This window comes from Pseudomonas sp. LAMO17WK12:I1, assembly GCF_900177315.1.
Lineage (GTDB): Bacteria > Pseudomonadota > Gammaproteobacteria > Pseudomonadales > Pseudomonadaceae > Aquipseudomonas > Aquipseudomonas marginalis.
In genome coordinates, this window is record NZ_FWZV01000010.1 from 292,336 (window position 1) to 309,118 (window position 16,783).

General features: G+C 60.0%; 11 protein-coding genes and 1 pseudogene. 6 read left to right on the forward strand and 6 right to left on the reverse strand.

Annotated features, from left to right (window positions below):
- The first annotated feature begins 199 nt into the window (after positions 1–199).
- From B9N88_RS20640 to B9N88_RS20655, 4 genes are all read left to right on the forward strand, one after another.
- Complete coding sequence (locus B9N88_RS20640) at positions 200–1,093, forward strand: bestrophin family protein (protein ID WP_027605872.1); 894 nt, start codon at positions 200–202, stop codon at positions 1,091–1,093.
- 71 nt (positions 1,094–1,164) lie between these two features.
- On the forward strand, positions 1,165–2,223 hold the full coding sequence (locus B9N88_RS20645) for a tetratricopeptide repeat protein (RefSeq protein WP_027605873.1): 1,059 nt from the start codon (positions 1,165–1,167) through the stop codon (positions 2,221–2,223).
- 111 nt (positions 2,224–2,334) lie between these two features.
- Positions 2,335–3,837, forward strand: a complete 1,503-nt coding sequence (locus tag B9N88_RS20650) for an ATPase domain-containing protein (RefSeq protein WP_027605874.1) — start codon at positions 2,335–2,337, stop codon at positions 3,835–3,837.
- A complete protein-coding gene (locus B9N88_RS20655) occupies positions 3,834–5,504 on the forward strand; it encodes an ATP-binding protein (RefSeq protein WP_027605875.1) in 1,671 nt (556 codons plus the stop codon). Before B9N88_RS20650 ends, B9N88_RS20655 begins: the two co-directional genes overlap by 4 nt.
- A 62-nt stretch (positions 5,505–5,566) precedes the next feature.
- Here the strand turns inward: B9N88_RS20655 and B9N88_RS20660 are convergent, their stop codons facing one another.
- From B9N88_RS20660 to B9N88_RS20680, 5 genes are all read right to left on the reverse strand, one after another.
- Entirely contained in the window at positions 5,567–5,944 is a 378-nt protein-coding gene (locus tag B9N88_RS20660) for a response regulator (protein WP_027605876.1), read from the reverse strand.
- 78 nt (positions 5,945–6,022) lie between these two features.
- A complete protein-coding gene (locus B9N88_RS20665; protein ID WP_027605877.1) occupies positions 6,023–7,216 on the reverse strand; it encodes a hybrid sensor histidine kinase/response regulator in 1,194 nt (397 codons plus the stop codon).
- Positions 7,210–7,809 carry a chemotaxis protein CheB gene (locus B9N88_RS20670; RefSeq protein WP_027605878.1) on the reverse strand — a complete coding sequence of 200 codons (600 nt, stop codon included), beginning with the start codon at positions 7,807–7,809 and terminating at the stop codon, positions 7,210–7,212. Before B9N88_RS20670 ends, B9N88_RS20665 begins: the two co-directional genes overlap by 7 nt.
- Positions 7,806–8,636, reverse strand: coding sequence for a CheR family methyltransferase (locus B9N88_RS20675; RefSeq protein WP_169899613.1), 831 nt, complete (start codon positions 8,634–8,636; stop codon positions 7,806–7,808). The genes B9N88_RS20670 and B9N88_RS20675 overlap by 4 nt, the downstream gene beginning before the upstream one ends.
- Entirely contained in the window at positions 8,637–12,134 is a 3,498-nt protein-coding gene (locus tag B9N88_RS20680) for a response regulator (RefSeq protein WP_027605880.1), read from the reverse strand.
- Between the two features lie 230 nt (positions 12,135–12,364).
- Between B9N88_RS20680 and B9N88_RS20685 the strand changes: the two genes are divergently transcribed.
- Together B9N88_RS20685 and B9N88_RS20690 are read left to right on the forward strand one after the other, a co-directional pair.
- Complete coding sequence (locus B9N88_RS20685; protein WP_143491264.1) at positions 12,365–15,919, forward strand: hypothetical protein; 3,555 nt, start codon at positions 12,365–12,367, stop codon at positions 15,917–15,919.
- A gap of 238 nt (positions 15,920–16,157) precedes the next feature.
- Positions 16,158–16,532, forward strand: coding sequence for a response regulator (locus B9N88_RS20690; RefSeq protein ID WP_027605881.1), 375 nt, complete (start codon positions 16,158–16,160; stop codon positions 16,530–16,532).
- 32 nt (positions 16,533–16,564) lie between these two features.
- Here B9N88_RS20690 and B9N88_RS20695 read toward each other — a convergent pair.
- Positions 16,565–16,783 (reverse strand): annotated as a pseudogene (locus B9N88_RS20695) (IS481 family transposase); the annotation flags it as partial.

Consider the following 16,783-nt stretch of genomic DNA (forward strand, 5'->3'; position numbering starts at 1 on the left):
ATTGTTTCCTTGAACGGTCGAGATCGTCGAAATAGTCGCTCTGCAACGCCACGGCAGCAATGGTCAAAGCCTTCAACATGGCTGACTGGTTTGGCCAATCATCGACCGCGCTGATCGTCCGGTCAGCCCAAGCGATTGGACGTGCGCAGTGCAAGCTCCTAACCTGAGGGCCTGCGCCACCGAAGAAGTCCTCCCCGCGATGATCGTACGTCCCAAACCGAACCTGCTGGGCATCCTGTTTTCCCTCAAGGGCTCGATTGCCAAGCGCATCGCCCTGCGCAGCCTGCTGGTCACGCTGCTGGCGTCGGTGATCGTGTTGGTGGAAACCCTGCACCCGGCCTATTTCTCCAAGGTCAACGCCACGCCCTTTACGTTGCTCGGGCTGTCGCTGTCGATCTTCATGAGTTTTCGCAATAACGCCTGCTATGACCGCTGGTGGGAAGGCCGCAAGCAACTGGGGCAGATGATCATTGAGGTGCGCTCGCTGATTCGCGAGACCCAGGTGCTCACTGACCCGACGGAGCGTGGGCGCCTGCTACGGGGCCTGGGCGGCTTCGCCCACGGGCTGGTCGCGCGCTTGCGCCACGAAGACGAAGCCCGGGCGATCCAGCCCTGGGCCAGTGTGGAAGCGAGTCATCCCAACCTGCCTGACCGGGTGCTGCAACAGATTGGCGCGGGATTTTCCGCCCTGGCCGAGCAAGGCGCCCTCAGCGAATGGCGTTACACCCAGTTGGAAACCCGCCTGGTCAGCCTCAGCCAGGTACAGGCCGCGTGCGAGCGCATCAAAAGCACGCCGCTGCCCTTCCCCTACACCTTGCTGCTGCACCGCACCATTTACCTGTTCTGCATCCTCTTGCCGTTCGCCATGGCCGAACCCCTCGGCTGGCTGACGCCGGTGTTTACCGCCATTGTCAGCTACACCTTCTTCGGCCTCGATGAGATCGGCGACGACCTGGAAGACCCTTTCGGCTTTGACGAAAACGACCTGCCCTGCAATGCGATCCTGCGCACCCTGGAGCGTGAGCTGCTGGCCGCCCTCGGCGAAACCGACCTGCCGCCGGCCCTGGAACCGGTGGAATACGTGCTGACCTGATGCGGGTTTGACACCTGCCGTGGTCTGGCCGAAGCTTGCGGCTTTGCTTCTTCAGCTTTTCGGACGCCTGCATGTCAAAGTCACGCCGTTACTCCATCATCGGCCTGTGCGCCCTGTTGTTGATTGTGCTGATCACCTGGTATTTCTCCCGCACCGCCCAGGTGGCCGTGCCTCCTGCCATTGCCCACGGTTACTCAAAAGCCTTGAAACAGGCGCATAACGGCGAGCCGGGCGCCGCGCGCGTGCTGTATCAGCAACTGGGCCGGCCGGACCTGTCACCCGAACGCCGCGCCGCGCTGCATGCCGAATTGCCCAACTACCCCAGCCCCCAGGCCTTGAAGCTCGCCGACAAAGACCTCACCAGCGACTCAGCGTTGGTGCGCGAAGCGGCCATCCACAGCATTGTCGGCCTGGTGCCCAGCGGCCAGCGCACCCTGCTGCTCGGCCCGGTGCTCGATGATCCCGAACAAAGCGTACGCTTTGCCGCCGCCAATGCCCTGCTCGGCCTGTCGCCCGACACCTTGGGCCTGTACTTCGGGCCATTGCAGCAGGTATTGGACGAGTTCGTGAAAAAGCTCAAGGCCCAACCGGAAACGGCCGAAGGCTGGATTCAACTGGCGCGCCTGTACATTCACAGCGCCCTGCTGCCGGAAGCGCAAAACGCCTTGGAACAGGCCATGCGCTTGCAGCCGGACAACCTGCAAGCGGTGGTCGCGCAGATCGAGTTGCTGGATAAACAGGGCAAGACCGATGAGTCCCGCCAATTGCTGGCCCGGCAATTGGCGGCGCACCCTGAGTCGGCCTACCTGCAACATGCCCTGGGTATGTGGCTGCTGCACCATGGCGAGCGCCCCTATGCGTTGCTCGGCCTGTCCAAGGCCGTGGAGCTGGAGCCGGACAATCAGGATTACCGCTATGACCTCGCTACCACCCTGCATGCCCAGCAGGAATTGGAAGCGGCCCAGCGCCAGTTGGAGGAAATCGTCCAGCGCCACCCGGCCAATCGCAGGGCGCGGGTGCTGTTGGTCAACTATTGGAAAGAAAGCGGCCAATTGCAGAATGTGCAGGTGCTGCTCGCCCAGCTCGAACAGCAAAACCCTGACGATCCGGCACTGCAGCAAGGCCTGTAGGCACAATAATCGCGCATCAGTTTGAACCGCCACAAAGCGCTACGGTCAAGAGAACATGGCGCGTCCACCTGGATGCGCATCCTCTACTCGTATGTGACCTGAGGGCACTTCTTGTCTACATCCAAAGCGTTGTTAACCGAAAAAGCAGCCATCGGCATCGAAGGTCTCGACGACATTCTTGCCGGAGGGCTATCGCGCAGCCACCTGTTCCTGCTGGAAGGTGAACCTGGCACCGGTAAAACCACGGTCGCCCTGCACTTCCTGCAGGCCGGGGCGAAAGCGGGTGAGCGAACGCTCTACATCACACTGTCCGAAACCGAGCGTGAGTTGCGCCAGGGCGCCGAGTCCCACGGTTGGGACCTGGACGACAATATTCATATCTTCGAACTGACCCCGCCGGAGAGCCTGCTGGATGCCGAGCATCAGCAGAGCCTGTTGTACTCTTCGGACCTGGAGCTGGGCGAAGCAACCCGGCAGATCTTCGAAGTGGTGGAACGGGTCAAGCCGACCCGAGTGGTCATCGACAGCCTCTCGGAAATCCGCCTGCTCGCGCAAAGCTCGCTGCGCTATCGCCGCCAGATCCTGGCGATCAAGCATTACTTCGTGCGCTACGACGCCACCGTGCTGCTGCTCGACGACCTGACTACCGAATCCCTCGACAAAACCGTGCACAGCGTGGCCCACGGGGTGATTCGCCTGGAAGAACTGACCCCCAACTACGGCGCCGAACGCCGTCGCGTGCGGGTGGTGAAATATCGCGGGCAGAAATATCGGGGTGGGTTTCACGACTTCACCATCATGCACGATGGCATCCACGTCTTTCCGCGCCTGGTCGCGGCCGAGCATCGTGGCGGTTACATACGCCAGACCTTGAGCAGTGGCATTCGCGAGCTGGATGCCCTGATGGGCGGCGGCGTAGAGACCGGCTCCAGCAGCCTGATTCTCGGCCCGGCCGGTACCGGCAAGTCGCTGATCTCGATGATTTTCGCCGCAGCGGCGGTAGGCCGTGGCGAAAAGGCCGCGCTGTTTATCTTCGATGAAGAACTGGGTTTGCTGTTCGAGCGCATGAACAATATGGGCATCGACCTCGCCGCCTTGCAGGCTACCGGCAACCTGCTGATCGAACAGGTGGACGCGGCCGAGCTGTCCCCCGGCGAGTTTTCCCACCGCGTGCGCCGTTGCGTGGACGAGCGCGGGATCAAGACGGTGGTCATCGACAGTATCAATGGCTACCAGGCGGCAATGCCGGAAGAAAACGCGCTGATCCTGCATATGCATGAACTGCTGCTGTACCTCAACCGCCGTGGCGCGGCGACGTTCATGACCGTTGCGCAACATGGACTGGTCGGCGACATGCAGGCCCCTGTCGACATCACTTACCTGGCCGACACCGTGATTCTGCTGCGTTATTTCGAGGCGTTGGGCAAGGTGCGCCGCGCCATCTCGATTATCAAGAAACGCACCGGCGCCCACGAGTCGACTATCCGTGAATACCGTATCAGCAGCCGCGGCATGACCGTCGGGGAACCGCTGGACAATTTCCAAGGGGTTTTGCGCGGTATCCCGACCTACATGGGCGCCGGTTCGCCTTTGCTCAAGGATGAGGGCGTGTGACCACCATTTCACCTGTATCCGAACGCGCAATCGTCCTGGCGCCCATGGGCCGCGATGGTTCGTTGGCGCTGATGATGCTCAAGGAAGCCGGCTACACCGGCATGGTTGCCAGCAGCCTGCCCGTATTGTGCGAGGCCGTGGAGCAAGGCGCCGGCATGCTGATCATCGCAGCCGAAGCCCTGCGCGGCGCGGACCTGGAGCCCCTGCTGGAATACCTGCACCAGCAGCCCGCCTGGTCCGACCTGCCCATCGTGCTGATGACCCATCACGGCGGTAGCGAGCAGAACGGTTCATCCCACCTCAGCGGCCTGCTGGGCAACGTGACGTTCCTGGAGCGCCCCTTCCACCCCGTGACGTTGATCAGCCTGGTGAGCGCCGCCCTGCGTGGACGGCGTCGGCAATATGAGGCACGGGACAGGTTGATCGACCTGAGCGAGAGCGAACTGCGCCTGCAGCGCACCCTTGAGACGCTGGAACAGCAAGTCGAAGAACGCACGGCGCAGTTGCGCAGCAACGAAGAAGCCTTGCGCCAATCCCAGAAGATGGAAGCCGTCGGCCAGTTGACCGGCGGTATCGCCCACGACTTCAACAATATGCTCACCGGCATTATCGGCAGCCTGGAGCTGCTGCGAAGGCGTGTGTCCCGCGGCAAGCTGGATGATCTGGACAGCCTGATCGACCTCGGCGTGACCTCCGCCAACCGCGCCGCCGGCCTCACCCACCGCCTGCTGGCGTTCTCGCGGCGCCAGTCGCTGGACTCCAAGCCGGTACAGATCAACCAACTGGTGACCTCCATGGGCGAGCTGCTGCAACGCAGCCTCAACGAAAGCATCGCCTTGGACATGCGCCTGGACACTCAGTTGTGGACGGCCGAGGCCGACCCCAATCAACTGGAAAGTGCCTTGCTCAACCTGGCGCTCAACGCCCGGGATGCCATGCCGAGTGGGGGCCGCCTGGTTGTCGAAACCTGCAACCGTCACCTCGACAGCGTCTTCACCGCCGCCTACGGCACGCTCAAGCCCGGCGACTACGTGGAACTGAGTGTCAGCGACACCGGCTGCGGCATTCCGGAAAGCCTGTTGGGCCGGGTATTCGACCCCTTCTTTACCACCAAGCCCATTGGCCAGGGCACCGGCCTGGGCTTGTCGATGATCTACGGTTTCGCGCGCCAGTCGCGGGGCCATGTAACCCTCCATAGCGAGGTAGGCAAAGGCACCACGGTGAGCCTGTTCCTGCCACGTTTTGTCGGCGAAATCACCCCCGATGTGACCGTGGACCCTGCCCTGTTGCCGATCGCCAACAGGGGGGAAACCGTGCTGATCGTCGAGGACGACCCGGCGGTGCGCGTGCTGGTCAGCCAGGTATTGAGTGAGCTGGGCTACGCCTTTGTCGAAGCGGGCGATGCCGATGGCGCACTGCCGATTATCGAATCCAGCCAGCGCATTGACCTGATGATCAGCGACGTCGGCTTGCCCGGCATGAATGGACGCCAACTGGCAGAGATAGGCCGGCAGGTTCGTCCGGACCTGAAGGTGCTGTTCATTACCGGATATGCCGAGCATGCGGCGGTGCGTGGTGGGTTCCTGGATCCGGGGATGCAGTTGATCACCAAGCCGTTTACCTTTGATTTGTTGACGGCGAAGGTGCGGGAGATGATTCGGGCGTAAATGGCCATTAGCCAAGCAGTGTCATTCAGGCTCAGGAAGAGCCTGATTCACCACTTGGCCCTTCAGGCCAACAAACGCTGTATATGCTCCTGCAAGGTATCCAGGTCAAACGGCTTGGCCAGGATCGGCGCATTGCGCGTGATCGGGCTGTTGCAGTCGAGAATTTCCTGGGGGTAGCCGCTGATAAAGATCACTTTCAATTCCGGGCGCAACTTGATGGCCGGCTCAGCGATCTGCACGCCGGAAATCCCACCGGGCAAACGGTAGTCGGTGACCATCAGGTCCAGGTGCGGCTTGGTGGCGAGGATTTCAAAGGCCTGCTCCCCGTTGATCGCCTTCAATACCCGATACCCCAGGCCGGCCAGGTACTCACCCAGCACAAACATAATGGATTCGTCGTCCTCGACGATCAGTACGACATCTTGTGCATCTTCACTCATGGGAAGCCTTTGTCCGGTCAATTGCTGCAATTACGACCATGGGGTCACGTAGAGGTTGCGTCGGGGTGACGATTGATTTCATGCCGACGGTTCAAGGGGCAGGCACACCCGGAACAAGGCGCCCTGGCCTATCTGGCTCTCGACCTCGATGGTGCCGCCATGGGCGGCCACGATCTGTTCGGAAATAAACAACCCAAGGCCCAGTCCCGCGGCAACCTGGCTGGCTGACACCCGTTCGAACTGCTGGAAAATACGCTTCTGGTTCTCTTCGCTGATGCCGATCCCGTGGTCACGCACTTCTACCCTGGCTTCGCCATGCTCGGTATACACGCGCACCTCCACCGGGCTCTTGGCCCCGTAGCGCAGGGCGTTGGTCAGCAGGTTGGTGACCACCTGTTCGATACGAAACTCATCCCAATTGCCCACCACCGGCCCCTCGGCCGCCAGGTGCATCGACGATTCGGCGGCGGCTACCTGCGGTGCGAAATTCTCCACCAGGTTGCTCACCAATTGCGCCAGGTCGAAGCGCCCCGGGCGTATCGACAACTTGCCGGTGCGGATACGCGAGACGTCGAGCATGTCTTCGATCAGGCGGATCAGGCTCTGGATCTGGCGCTCATCGCGGTCGACCATGGCGTGCATCTTGTCCAGAGTGAACGCGGCGGCGTTATCCCGGGCCAGGTGCATCTTGCGCAGCTGGGTTTCGAGGATCAGGCCGTTAAGGGGCGTACGCACCTCGTGGGCGACGATCGACATGAAGTCGTCGCGCATGCGCACTGCCTGCTCCAGCTCGGCCTGGGTGGCCTGCAGGCGCGTGAGCAACAGCTCCTGCTCGCGGCGGCTGCGTTCCAGGGCTTCGACTTGCTGCTTCATCGCCTTGCTCTGGCGGTACAGGTCGACAAACACATTGACCTTGCTCTTGACCGCGTGGATATCCAGCGGCTTGTGCAGGAAGTCCACGGCGCCACTTTCATAGCCCTTGAACGCATAGTTGAGTTCACGGCCGGCGGCGCTGACGAACACAATCGGGATGTTCTTGGTTTTCTCGGTGCCGCGCATCAGTTCGGCCAGCTCGAACCCGTTCATGCCGGGCATCTGCACATCGAGAATCGCCATGGCGAACTCGTGTTCCAGCAACAGGGACAAGGCTTCATCGGCGCTCAAAGCCTTGAAGACCTGACGGTCCTCGCGCTTGATCAACGCTTCGAGGGCCAGCAGGTTTTCCGGCAGATCATCGACGATCAGCAGTTTGGCCTGGACAGTACTTAACATGGGGAGGATTCCAGGGAAGCCAGCAATGCGGCAATGTGGCTCAGGGTCAGAATATGGTCAGGGGTGTGCAGGGCCAGGGCCGCCCGCGGCATCACGGCAATCCGTGCTTCGCTGGGGTCCTGGACCACCGTGGTACCGCCCGAGTGCTTGACATGGGCCAGCCCGTGGGCGCCGTCCTGATTGGCCCCCGTCAACAAAATCGCCAGCAGGCCCTTGCCATAGGCATCGGCGGCGGAGGCAAACAGGTAGTCGATCGCCGGCCGGGAATGGTGTACCCGCTCTTCCTGGCTGAGGGACAGGCTGCGGTCATGCTCGACCGAAAGGTGATAACCGGGCCCGGCGAAATACAACGTGCCCGCCTGGATCGCTTCCTTGTCCTGCCCTTCCCTTACCGGAATCGGCAGGCGTCGCGCAAAGACTTCCGCCAGTTGGCTGCGGCGCTCATCCGGCAGGTGCAATACGGCAATGATCGGCAGGCCGAAGGTGTCGGGCAGTTCGCTGAAAATACTCAGCAACGCCTCGACGCCGCCGGCGGAGGCGCCGACGACGATGGCTTCAATCCCGCGAATCGGGTTGGCGGCAACGTCGTTCATGATTTGCGGTAGATCCGTTCCTGCTTGACCAAGGGTTCGAATTGCTTGCTGTAGGCGGAAAAGTCCAGGGTTTCCTTACTGCCCAGGACCAGGAAGCCGCGATGGCACAGCGACTCGTGAAACAATCCAAACGCTCGATCCTGCAATTTTTTATTGAAGTAGATCAGAACGTTACGACATGAAATTAATTGAGTTTCTGAGAATACACTGTCGGTCGCCAGGCTGTGGTCGGCGAAGGTCACATTCTCACGCAACGATTTGTCGAAGATCGCGTAATCGTAAGCCGCCGTGTAGTAGTCGGCAAATGATCGCTGCCCCCCGGCCTGCTGATAATTGGCGGTGTAGGCCCGCACGTTCTCCAGGGAGAAGATGCCTTGCTTGGCTTTATCCAGGGACGCGGGGTTGATGTCGGTGGCATAGATGATCGTGCGTTCCAGCAGCCCTTCCTCACGCAGCAGGATGGCCATGGAGTACACCTCCTCGCCTGTGCTGCAGCCGGCAATCCAGACCTTGATCGACGGGTAAGTCTTGAGCAGCGGCACCACTTCCTGGCGAATGGCCAGGAAGTGCGACGGGTCGCGAAACATCTCGCTCACCGGGATCGTCAGGAACTGCAGCAACTGCATGAACGCTGCCGGGTCATGCAACACCCGCTCCTGCAGCGCAGAAATCGTAGCGCAGTCGAACTGGCGCAAGGCATGGGCCACGCGGCGTTTGACCGACGCGCCGGAGTAGTCGCGAAAGTCGTAGCTGTACTTGAGGTAAATCGCCTCGATCAACAGGCGCAGCTCAATATCGCTGCTCTTCTCCAAAAAACGTTGCTCCACTTAAATGCGTTCCATCTTCGGTAGCCACACGCGAATCAGCGAGAACAGGCGATCCAGGTCGATCGGCTTGGCCAGGTAATCGTTGGAACCCGCCGCGAGGCAGCGCTCCTGGTCGTCTTTCATGGCCTTGGCCGTCACCGCGATGATCGGCAGTTTCTTCCAGCGCGGGTCCTGGCGGATCAAGGCGGTGGCCTCGTAGCCGTCCATCTCCGGCATCATCACGTCCATCAGCACCAGGTCGATATCGTCGACTTCATTGAGTCTCTCGATGGCTTCGCGGCCGTTACGCCCGATCACCACCACGGCACCTTTATGCTCCAGGGCGCTGGTCAGGGCGAAGATGTTACGCACATCGTCGTCCACCAACAGAATCTTGCGCCCCTCGAATACCTTGTCGCGGCTGCGGGCGGTCTTGAGCATCTTCTGGCGGTCATGGGACAGCTGGGATTCGACTTTGTGCAGAAAGAGTGTGACTTCGTCGAGCAGGCGCTCTGGCGAACGGGCGCCCTTGATGATGATCGAGCGCGAATACTTGCGCAGTTCGGCCTCTTCATCGCGGGTCAGGTTGCGCCCGGTGTAGACGATCACCGGCGGGAACGAGCAGATATCTTCGGTGGCCATGCGCTTGAGCAACTCGTTGCCCAGCATGTCCGGCAGCTTGAGGTCGATGATCATGCAGTCATAGACGTTGGTGCGCAGCAGCTCCAGGGCGGCCTGGGCGTAGCCGACATCGGTGATTTCGATGTCATCGTCGCCGATCAGGCGGGCAATGCTGTCGCGCTGCAGGTCATCGTCCTCCACCAGCAGTACGCGCTTGACCTTCTGGGTCAGCTTGGCCTCAAGGCGCGCAAACACGTCCTTGAGCTCTTCGCGCGTCGTCGGTTTTACCGCATAGCCGATGGCGCCCATGTGCATGGCGGCTTCGACACGGTCTTCCACGGAAATCACGTGCACCGGGATATGGCGCGTGTTGGCGTGCTCCTTGAGGCGTTGCAGCACGGTGAGCCCGGAATGGTCCGGCAGGCGCATGTCCAGCAGGATTGCATCGGGAATGTACTCCTCGGCCAGGCTGTAGCCCTCGTCCGCGCCGTGGGCCACCAGGCACTGGTAACCCAGCTCATGGGCCAGGTCGAACAGGATGCGGGCGAAGTTCGGTTCGTCCTCCACCACCAGGATGCAGCGGGTGGTGAACGGCGCCTTGTCGCGGTCATCGGCGAAGCGCGGGATCTGCCTGGTGTCGGCCACCGGCAGCGGCGAAATTGCGATGGGCGTGGGTGCGGGCGCTGTCACCACCTGGCGCGGTTGCTCGATCGGCGCGGCATCTTCCTCGCGTTCGACATACTGCTCCGGCAGCACCAGGGTAAAGGTACTGCCTTTGCCGGGTTCGCTGGTCACGCTGATATAGCCGCCAAGCAACGCGGCCAGGTCGCGGGAAATCGACAGGCCCAGGCCCGTGCCGCCGTAACGGCGGTTGGTGGTGCCATCGGCCTGGCGGAACGCCTCGAAGATGCTTTCCTGCTGGTCCGGGGCAATCCCGATGCCCGAATCGCGCACGGTAAAGGCGATGCCTTCCCCCGGCGCGCGGGACACCGACAGGCTGACCTCGCCTTGCTCGGTGAACTTGATCGCGTTGGAGAGCAGGTTCTTGAGGATCTGCTCCAGGCGCTGGCGGTCGGTGAACAGCATGATCGGTGCATCGGCCTGCACCTGCACCTGGAAGCCCAGCTTACGGTCGGCGGCCAACGGTTCGAACATCCCGCGCAGGCCATCGACCAGGCGCGTGACGCTTGAGTTTTCCGGGCGCACTTCCAGCTTGCCGGCTTCCACCTTGGAAATATCCAGGATGTCGTTGATCAGGTTGAGCAGGTCATTGCCCGCCGAATAGATCGACTCGGCAAACTTGACCTGTTCGGCGCTGAGGTTTTCCTGGGGGTTTTCCGCCAGCAACTTGGCCAGGATCAACGAACTGTTCAGCGGCGTGCGCAGTTCGTGGGACATATTGGCGAGGAACTCGGACTTGTACTTGCTGGAGCGCTGCAATTCATCGGCGCGATCTTCCAGCTCCAGCTGGGCCTGGTTGAGTTCGACGTTCTTGCGGTCCATGGCGTCGCGCTGCTCGGCCAGGGTCTGGGTCTGTTCGGCCAGTTGCTCGTTGGTCTGCTCCAGCTCGGCCTGCTGGGTTTCCAGGTGAGCCTGGGACTCCTTGAGAATGCGCGACTGTTCTTCGAGTTCTTCGTTGGCGGTCTTGAGTTCTTCCTGCTGTACCTGCAGTTCTTCGTTGAGCTGCTGGGTTTCGGCCAGCACTTCCTGCAGGCGTTGGCGATAACGGGCGGCCTCGATGGAGGTGCCGATATTGCCGGCGATCAGCTCCAGCAGTTCGACGTCGCGCTCCTCCAGCGGGCGCAAAAAGCCCAGTTCGATCACACCGTTGACGCGGTCGTCATCGCTGGTCGGAACCACCAGCACGCTGCGGGTCGAGCCTTCGCCCAGGCCGGAGCTGACCTTGAAGTAGTCCACCGGCACGTCGTCCAGGCGAATCAGGCGATCGAGCTGGGCGGCCTGCCCAACGATGCCCTCATCGCTGTAGATCGACTGCTCCAGCTGTTCCTGCTCGCGGGAGAAGCCATAGGTGGCCACACGCTTGAGGCCGCCGTGCTCTTCGCGTACATACAGCGCCGCCACCGCTGAGCCCATGTACTGGGCAAAGAACTGCAGGATATTGCGTCCGAGCATGTTGAGGGTGAGTTGACCGAGCACTTGTTCGGCCAGTTCGGTCTGGCCGTTACGCAGCCAGGCCTGCCGCTCCAGACGCTGCGCAATCTTCTGTTGTGACGCGAGGTTTGCGCTGTAACTATCTGACAGGGAAAGTAAATTTTTTCTACCGATATACGCCAGGATCCCGCTCAGGCCGAGAACGAACAACAGATAGAGGGTGACGCTGATCACCGTGGTGCGCGTGACCTGTTCATTGCGAGTGATCCGGAACTGCTGCTCCATCGCCACCGCGTCTTCGTATTCCTTGCGGATTTCGTCGGTCAGGCGCTTGCCGCGGCCGGACTTCACGGCGTTGCGATAGTCACCACTTTGGCGCTGCAGGTCGATCATCGACTGGGCGTATTTGTTCCATTCGGCTTGCAGGGCTTCCAGGCGTTTCAGACGGTCCACCTGTTGCGGGTTGTCCGCCACCAGCTCCTGCAGGTTACGCAGGTCGGCAATGATGCGCGGCTTGGCCACTTCGTACGGGTCGAGGAAGTGCTCGTCCCCGGTGATCAGGAAACCACGCATGCCGGTTTCAAGATCGACGGTCAGCTTGGACGACTCATTGAGGTTGTTGATGACCCGGTCCGTGTGTTCCACCCACTGGATCACCGAGAGCAAATAGGTGATCAGACAGACGAAAAACACCGCGCTGAGCACGCCCACACCCAGGGGCAATGCCACGTTTCGGCTGAGCAGTGTACGAAAGCTCTTTTCATCGACGGACGACGCGGGAGTCATGGGCATGCCTTGGCCAAATAGGGAAAAACCGGGAGTTTGCCCCAAAGTGTCGGTAGAGGGCTACGTTTCTGACGCGGATTAAGGTTTAAACCCATGAACACGCCCAACTTGCCACCGCCGACGCCCGACATTTATGGAACCAATGCCGGAGGAACACCTTGGTGCGCTCCCGACACTCAACGGAGGTCTGAAGCAGGTCCAGGGAGGACCAACAACCACAGGTAATGAAGATGGCATCCTCATTGAGCTTCCAACCACGCCCTTCGGTTATAGATCACTCCATTGCATCGACGCCTGCTCAGTCGCAGGCCACCCCTGGTAACACCCTGTCCACCCACAGCGACCCCGTCGCCACATCTGCGCGACGCTCCGCGGATGAATCGCAGCCTCTTTCACCCCAAGCACGCGCACAGGCAAACGCACAGAACTGGAAAAACCTCGCGCACCAGCTCACCGAGGCGACGAAGAGCCTGGGAGAGGACGCGGCTCCAGCCGCCGTGTTGTCACATTTGAAAACCACTCAAACAGTCATTGATCCACACTCGGCCTTTCACGCGTCCGGCGCTCCGGGCAGCGACTCCACTGTCAACCTGGAAAGCTTTATCAAGCACCATGATTTACCTATCCCTGAAACCCGAGCCGACCTGCTTCACCTGGCAGATGCCGCGAACGCCCGCGCCTTGGAACCGCCGCTGGGTGATCTCGGCGGAGGCTTATCCTGGCCCCTTCCCCTGACCCAGGAACAACGCCGCAAGATACGGGTCATCGTCGAGTCCGGCATCCTGCGCCGCAATATCCAGGCAGAGCCCTCCTTAGCTCGGGCAGAGCTGGCCAAAGGGGCGCTGGGTGCGCTTATCAAGGCCAGCGCGCTGTCGGATGTCGAACTGCAAGACCCCGCGAGGGCGCTGGACACCCTGCTCAAGTCCCCCATGGCCCAGACCATAGGGCAGACAATCCAGGGCGGGCTGAATGGAATCGCCACGCCCACCAGTATCAGCGACTACCTGTTGGCCGCCCTTCACATCGGTCTCGATCGTGAGTCCGTCGTGTTGCCTGTGAGAAATTCAATCGCTGGCTTTGACTTGGGCCATCAAAACTATTGGGGCCTGCCACCGTCAGCCATCGTCCAGGGGCTCAGTGATCATCTGGTGGCTAAAGGCCGGGCTACGCCAGCCACGGCCAAGCTGGCCACTCACCTGTTGCTGTCACGTACAGCGCCCCAGTTCCTGGTCAGGGATATTCCCGGCTCGCTGGTCAACGGCAGCCAGGCCTGGGTGAGTTTCTGCCTGGCGGTGGCCAAGGTCGAGGCGAGTGCCCCGGGGACGGCATCCCGGATGAGCTACGGCCAGGTCATGAGTGCCGCACAAGCCCTGAATGATCCAGCGGAGCACATCATCACGCCCTTGTTGCTGGATTGGGGCGTGTCCAACGGACTGGTCGCAAAGAAGGACGATGCCTCCTACACCCCTCAGGAAGTGGACAGCATCCGGACCGCGTTCAATGAGCAGTTAAGCGCCAGAGTCAAGGCCTCCCAATCATTGATGGCCGAGACTCCAAGCAGAAAAGCCATCGCCCTGGAAAAGCTCAAGGAGCACTTTGGCGAGGGCATCGACTTTGAGTCAAAAAGTCTCTCAACCGTTTCCGATGACGAGGCCAGGCAACTGCCTGGCAAGCACTCGATGCTGGACATGGCCATGATGGGCATTAACGTCAACTGGAGAACCGACGACCCTGGCCTTCCTATCCACGCGATCAACCAGCAACCCAGGCTCAACGTCAATGGGACATTCCTGGGGCAATACGAATCGGCAATCGAATCACTCAAAGATGGCATTCAGACCCAGGTAAAACACATGATTTCCGAGCTGCCACTGGAAGATCGGAAAAACCTGGAGTTCGGTAAAATCGAATTATTTCAATACAACCAATACAAGATTGGCAGGGGTTTCATAAACCCGGCCGCTTTCCAATCCAAGCTCAACGAATTTCTGGTAAGAACCGAAAGGCAGGTTGACGGAAAAACCGAGGTCAATGTTTATGAGATCGATGTCCGGAACAAACGCATCGTCAAGCGACAGAGTGAGGCAGCCATTACGCGGGGTGAATGGCGCGACGCGAATATATTGACCAAAGTCGAAAAGTTCACCCCTGGGCACCAGGACCGGCTCGGGCAAGAACAGCCGCCGGAGGACCCTTCTCGTCCCCCATCGAGTTTCACCTCTGCCCGAACACACGACCTGGCAGGCGCTTTTTTTGAGCACCTTGATATCGAAAGCCAATGGCAGCAAGCCAATGGAAGCACCACACTCGATCAGCAGAAAGAAAATGATGAGCGACTGAGGCAGTTTTCTCTCAACTTGATTCCCTTGAGATCGGCCATTGTCAACTTCCGCGACGGTGACTATGAAGCCGGGCTCATGGACCTTGGCCTGGATGCGCTGGGGCTGCTGACCGCGGGCTACGGTGCGGGCGCAAAGGTCGCCAAGGTGGCTTCATCCTCGGCGTCCGCTGCCATGAAGGCACTGCAGGCGGGTCGCGTCATCGGCAGTAGCCTTATCAGCTCGCTCAACCCGTTGAACGGAGTGAGGAGCGCGGCGACGGGAGCCGCCAAGCTGGCCACGCGCGGCGCACGATTTCTCGGCGATTCCGGGCAGTTACTGATCAACAAGGTGCGTGGCGCGTCCGGAAGCTATGACCTGTTGAAGGCCGCAAACAAGGAACATGGCCCGACGCTGATAGGGTCTTATAAGGTCGGAGAGCAAAGTGTCGAAGGCTTTGCCGTGTTGAAAAACGATCAGTGGTTCAGTTATGACCCTGTCCGGAACCTGCCCTATGGCCCGCCAATCGAGGATTTCTCCCCCCTGCGCGGCAATCTGTTCGGTAGAGTCGCAGATAAATGCCTGGCGAGTGTCGGAACGAATATCGCCGGCGCGAGAACCTCCAACACACTTCCAAAATTCAACCTGGGTTATCGAAACGGCGCATTGGATGATCTGCCGGATTACGCTGGACAGCGCAGTTTCGAGGCGTTGATGGCATTGGCGGCAAAACCTGGTAGGACCCCTGAAGAAATGGGGATTCTGGCCAGGGAGTTGAAGGCCAAAAGAATTGAAGAGGGCGAGTATTTCACTGCGTTGCTTACCCGCGACGTCGAGAATCTTCCCGGCGTCTCCATCAATCGCTTTGCCCAGACGGACTACCTCGGCCGTGTTGATTTGACCTCCAACGGAGATTGCGCAGGGCTATCGAATGCTATGGCGCTCGCCTTGCACCGAGGAGACGAAACAACATTCCTCGACAACCTTCGCAAGGCCTCCACGACTAAATCTCCCTCTTCGCTGCATGACAAATTCAATCAGGATTTAAAAACACTGCATTACGCCGTAAACACAAAAGACACCTTCCATATAAACGCCACCCCTTCACTGTTCAATCCTCAGTCCATCATTGACGATCTGAGCAAGTCCACGACGTCAAAATACCTGAGGATCAGCACGGAAGATCACGCCATGCTGGCAGGCATCAGAGTCAAGGATGGCCAAAAAGAGTGGTTTTTCTTCGAACCCAATAGCGGGATGGTCAGGTTTGACAACGTAGAGTCCATGCGCGAAGGCGTCGAAAAAATCCTCAACAGCGGCAGTATCAGCAGCACCTTGAAACCTAAGGTTTCGCCGGCGGGCAAAAAGGAATTCCACGTGAGCGCGTTCCAGCCCAATGACATCGTCACAGACAAGATCGACAGTTTTGCGGTTTCAATGATGGTGTCCACGCCCTTGCCGTCTTGATGCATGGGATTGCCCCGGCCCCCGGCAGGGCTGGGGCTCCTGAAAAAGCAAGGCGTTGAACGGCGCGCAGGAGGGTGCCACTGACAGCTCGCGGCCCCTCGTGGTTAACGCGACATTTTCCTCCATTCCCGTCACAATGCCCGCGCCAACGGAACTTGCCGAGATTGACGCGACTCATTAGAGAATGGTCTTTCAACCGCTAAAGACCTGCACCTCCATTTTTTCGGGAACCCTCATTATGTCCGCAGCCCCCTCCACCCTCCTTGTCGTCGAAGACGATGCCATCGTGCGCATGTTGATCGTTGATGTGCTCGAAGAGTTGGAGTTCCTGGTGCTTGAAGCTGCAGACGCTGAAGAAGCCTTGAAAATTGTCGAAAATGCCGCGCAGCACATCGACCTGATGATGACCGACGTCGGCCTGCCGGACATGGACGGCAAGCAATTGGCAGCCAAGGTGCGAGCGTTGCGCCCCAGCCTGCCGATCCTGTTTGCCAGCGGCTATGCCGAGAACATCGATGTGCCCGCCGGCATGCAGGTGATCGCCAAGCCGTTCTCCATCGATCAATTGCGCGACAAAGTCAAATCGATGCTGCCTGCCGCTGTAGAACCGTAGACATCGTTTACATCTGAAACCGGGGACATCGTTTACACATTTGAGGCCTGGACGCGGGTCATACCTCGTCCAAGCCTCCCCAAGGGATAATCACACAGGTACAAATCCCAAGCATCATCTTCAGCTTCTTTGAGCCCTATCCTTTCCCCGGACAGCGCCTCGCTGATAAATACCAACTTGCCGTTCCACTTGATCGATCCGTCCTGCCTGACGCTTCGAACTTTCATTTCTGCCGGATATTCCACATCGGG

Bases quoted from the DNA above. Each gene is read 5' to 3' on its own strand.
- B9N88_RS20640 (WP_027605872.1), top strand. From the start codon at position 200: ATGATCGTACGTCCCAAACCGAACCTGCTGGGCATCCTGTTTTCCCTC.
- B9N88_RS20645 (WP_027605873.1), top strand. From the start codon at position 1,165: ATGTCAAAGTCACGCCGTTACTCCATCATCGGCCTGTGCGCCCTGTTG.
- B9N88_RS20660 (WP_027605876.1), bottom strand. From the start codon at position 5,944: ATGAGTGAAGATGCACAAGATGTCGTACTGATCGTCGAGGACGACGAA.
- B9N88_RS20665 (WP_027605877.1), bottom strand. From the start codon at position 7,216: ATGTTAAGTACTGTCCAGGCCAAACTGCTGATCGTCGATGATCTGCCG.
- B9N88_RS20670 (WP_027605878.1), bottom strand. From the start codon at position 7,809: ATGAACGACGTTGCCGCCAACCCGATTCGCGGGATTGAAGCCATCGTC.
- B9N88_RS20680 (WP_027605880.1), bottom strand. From the start codon at position 12,134: ATGACTCCCGCGTCGTCCGTCGATGAAAAGAGCTTTCGTACACTGCTC.
- B9N88_RS20685 (WP_143491264.1), top strand. From the start codon at position 12,365: ATGGCATCCTCATTGAGCTTCCAACCACGCCCTTCGGTTATAGATCAC.
- B9N88_RS20690 (WP_027605881.1), top strand. From the start codon at position 16,158: ATGTCCGCAGCCCCCTCCACCCTCCTTGTCGTCGAAGACGATGCCATC.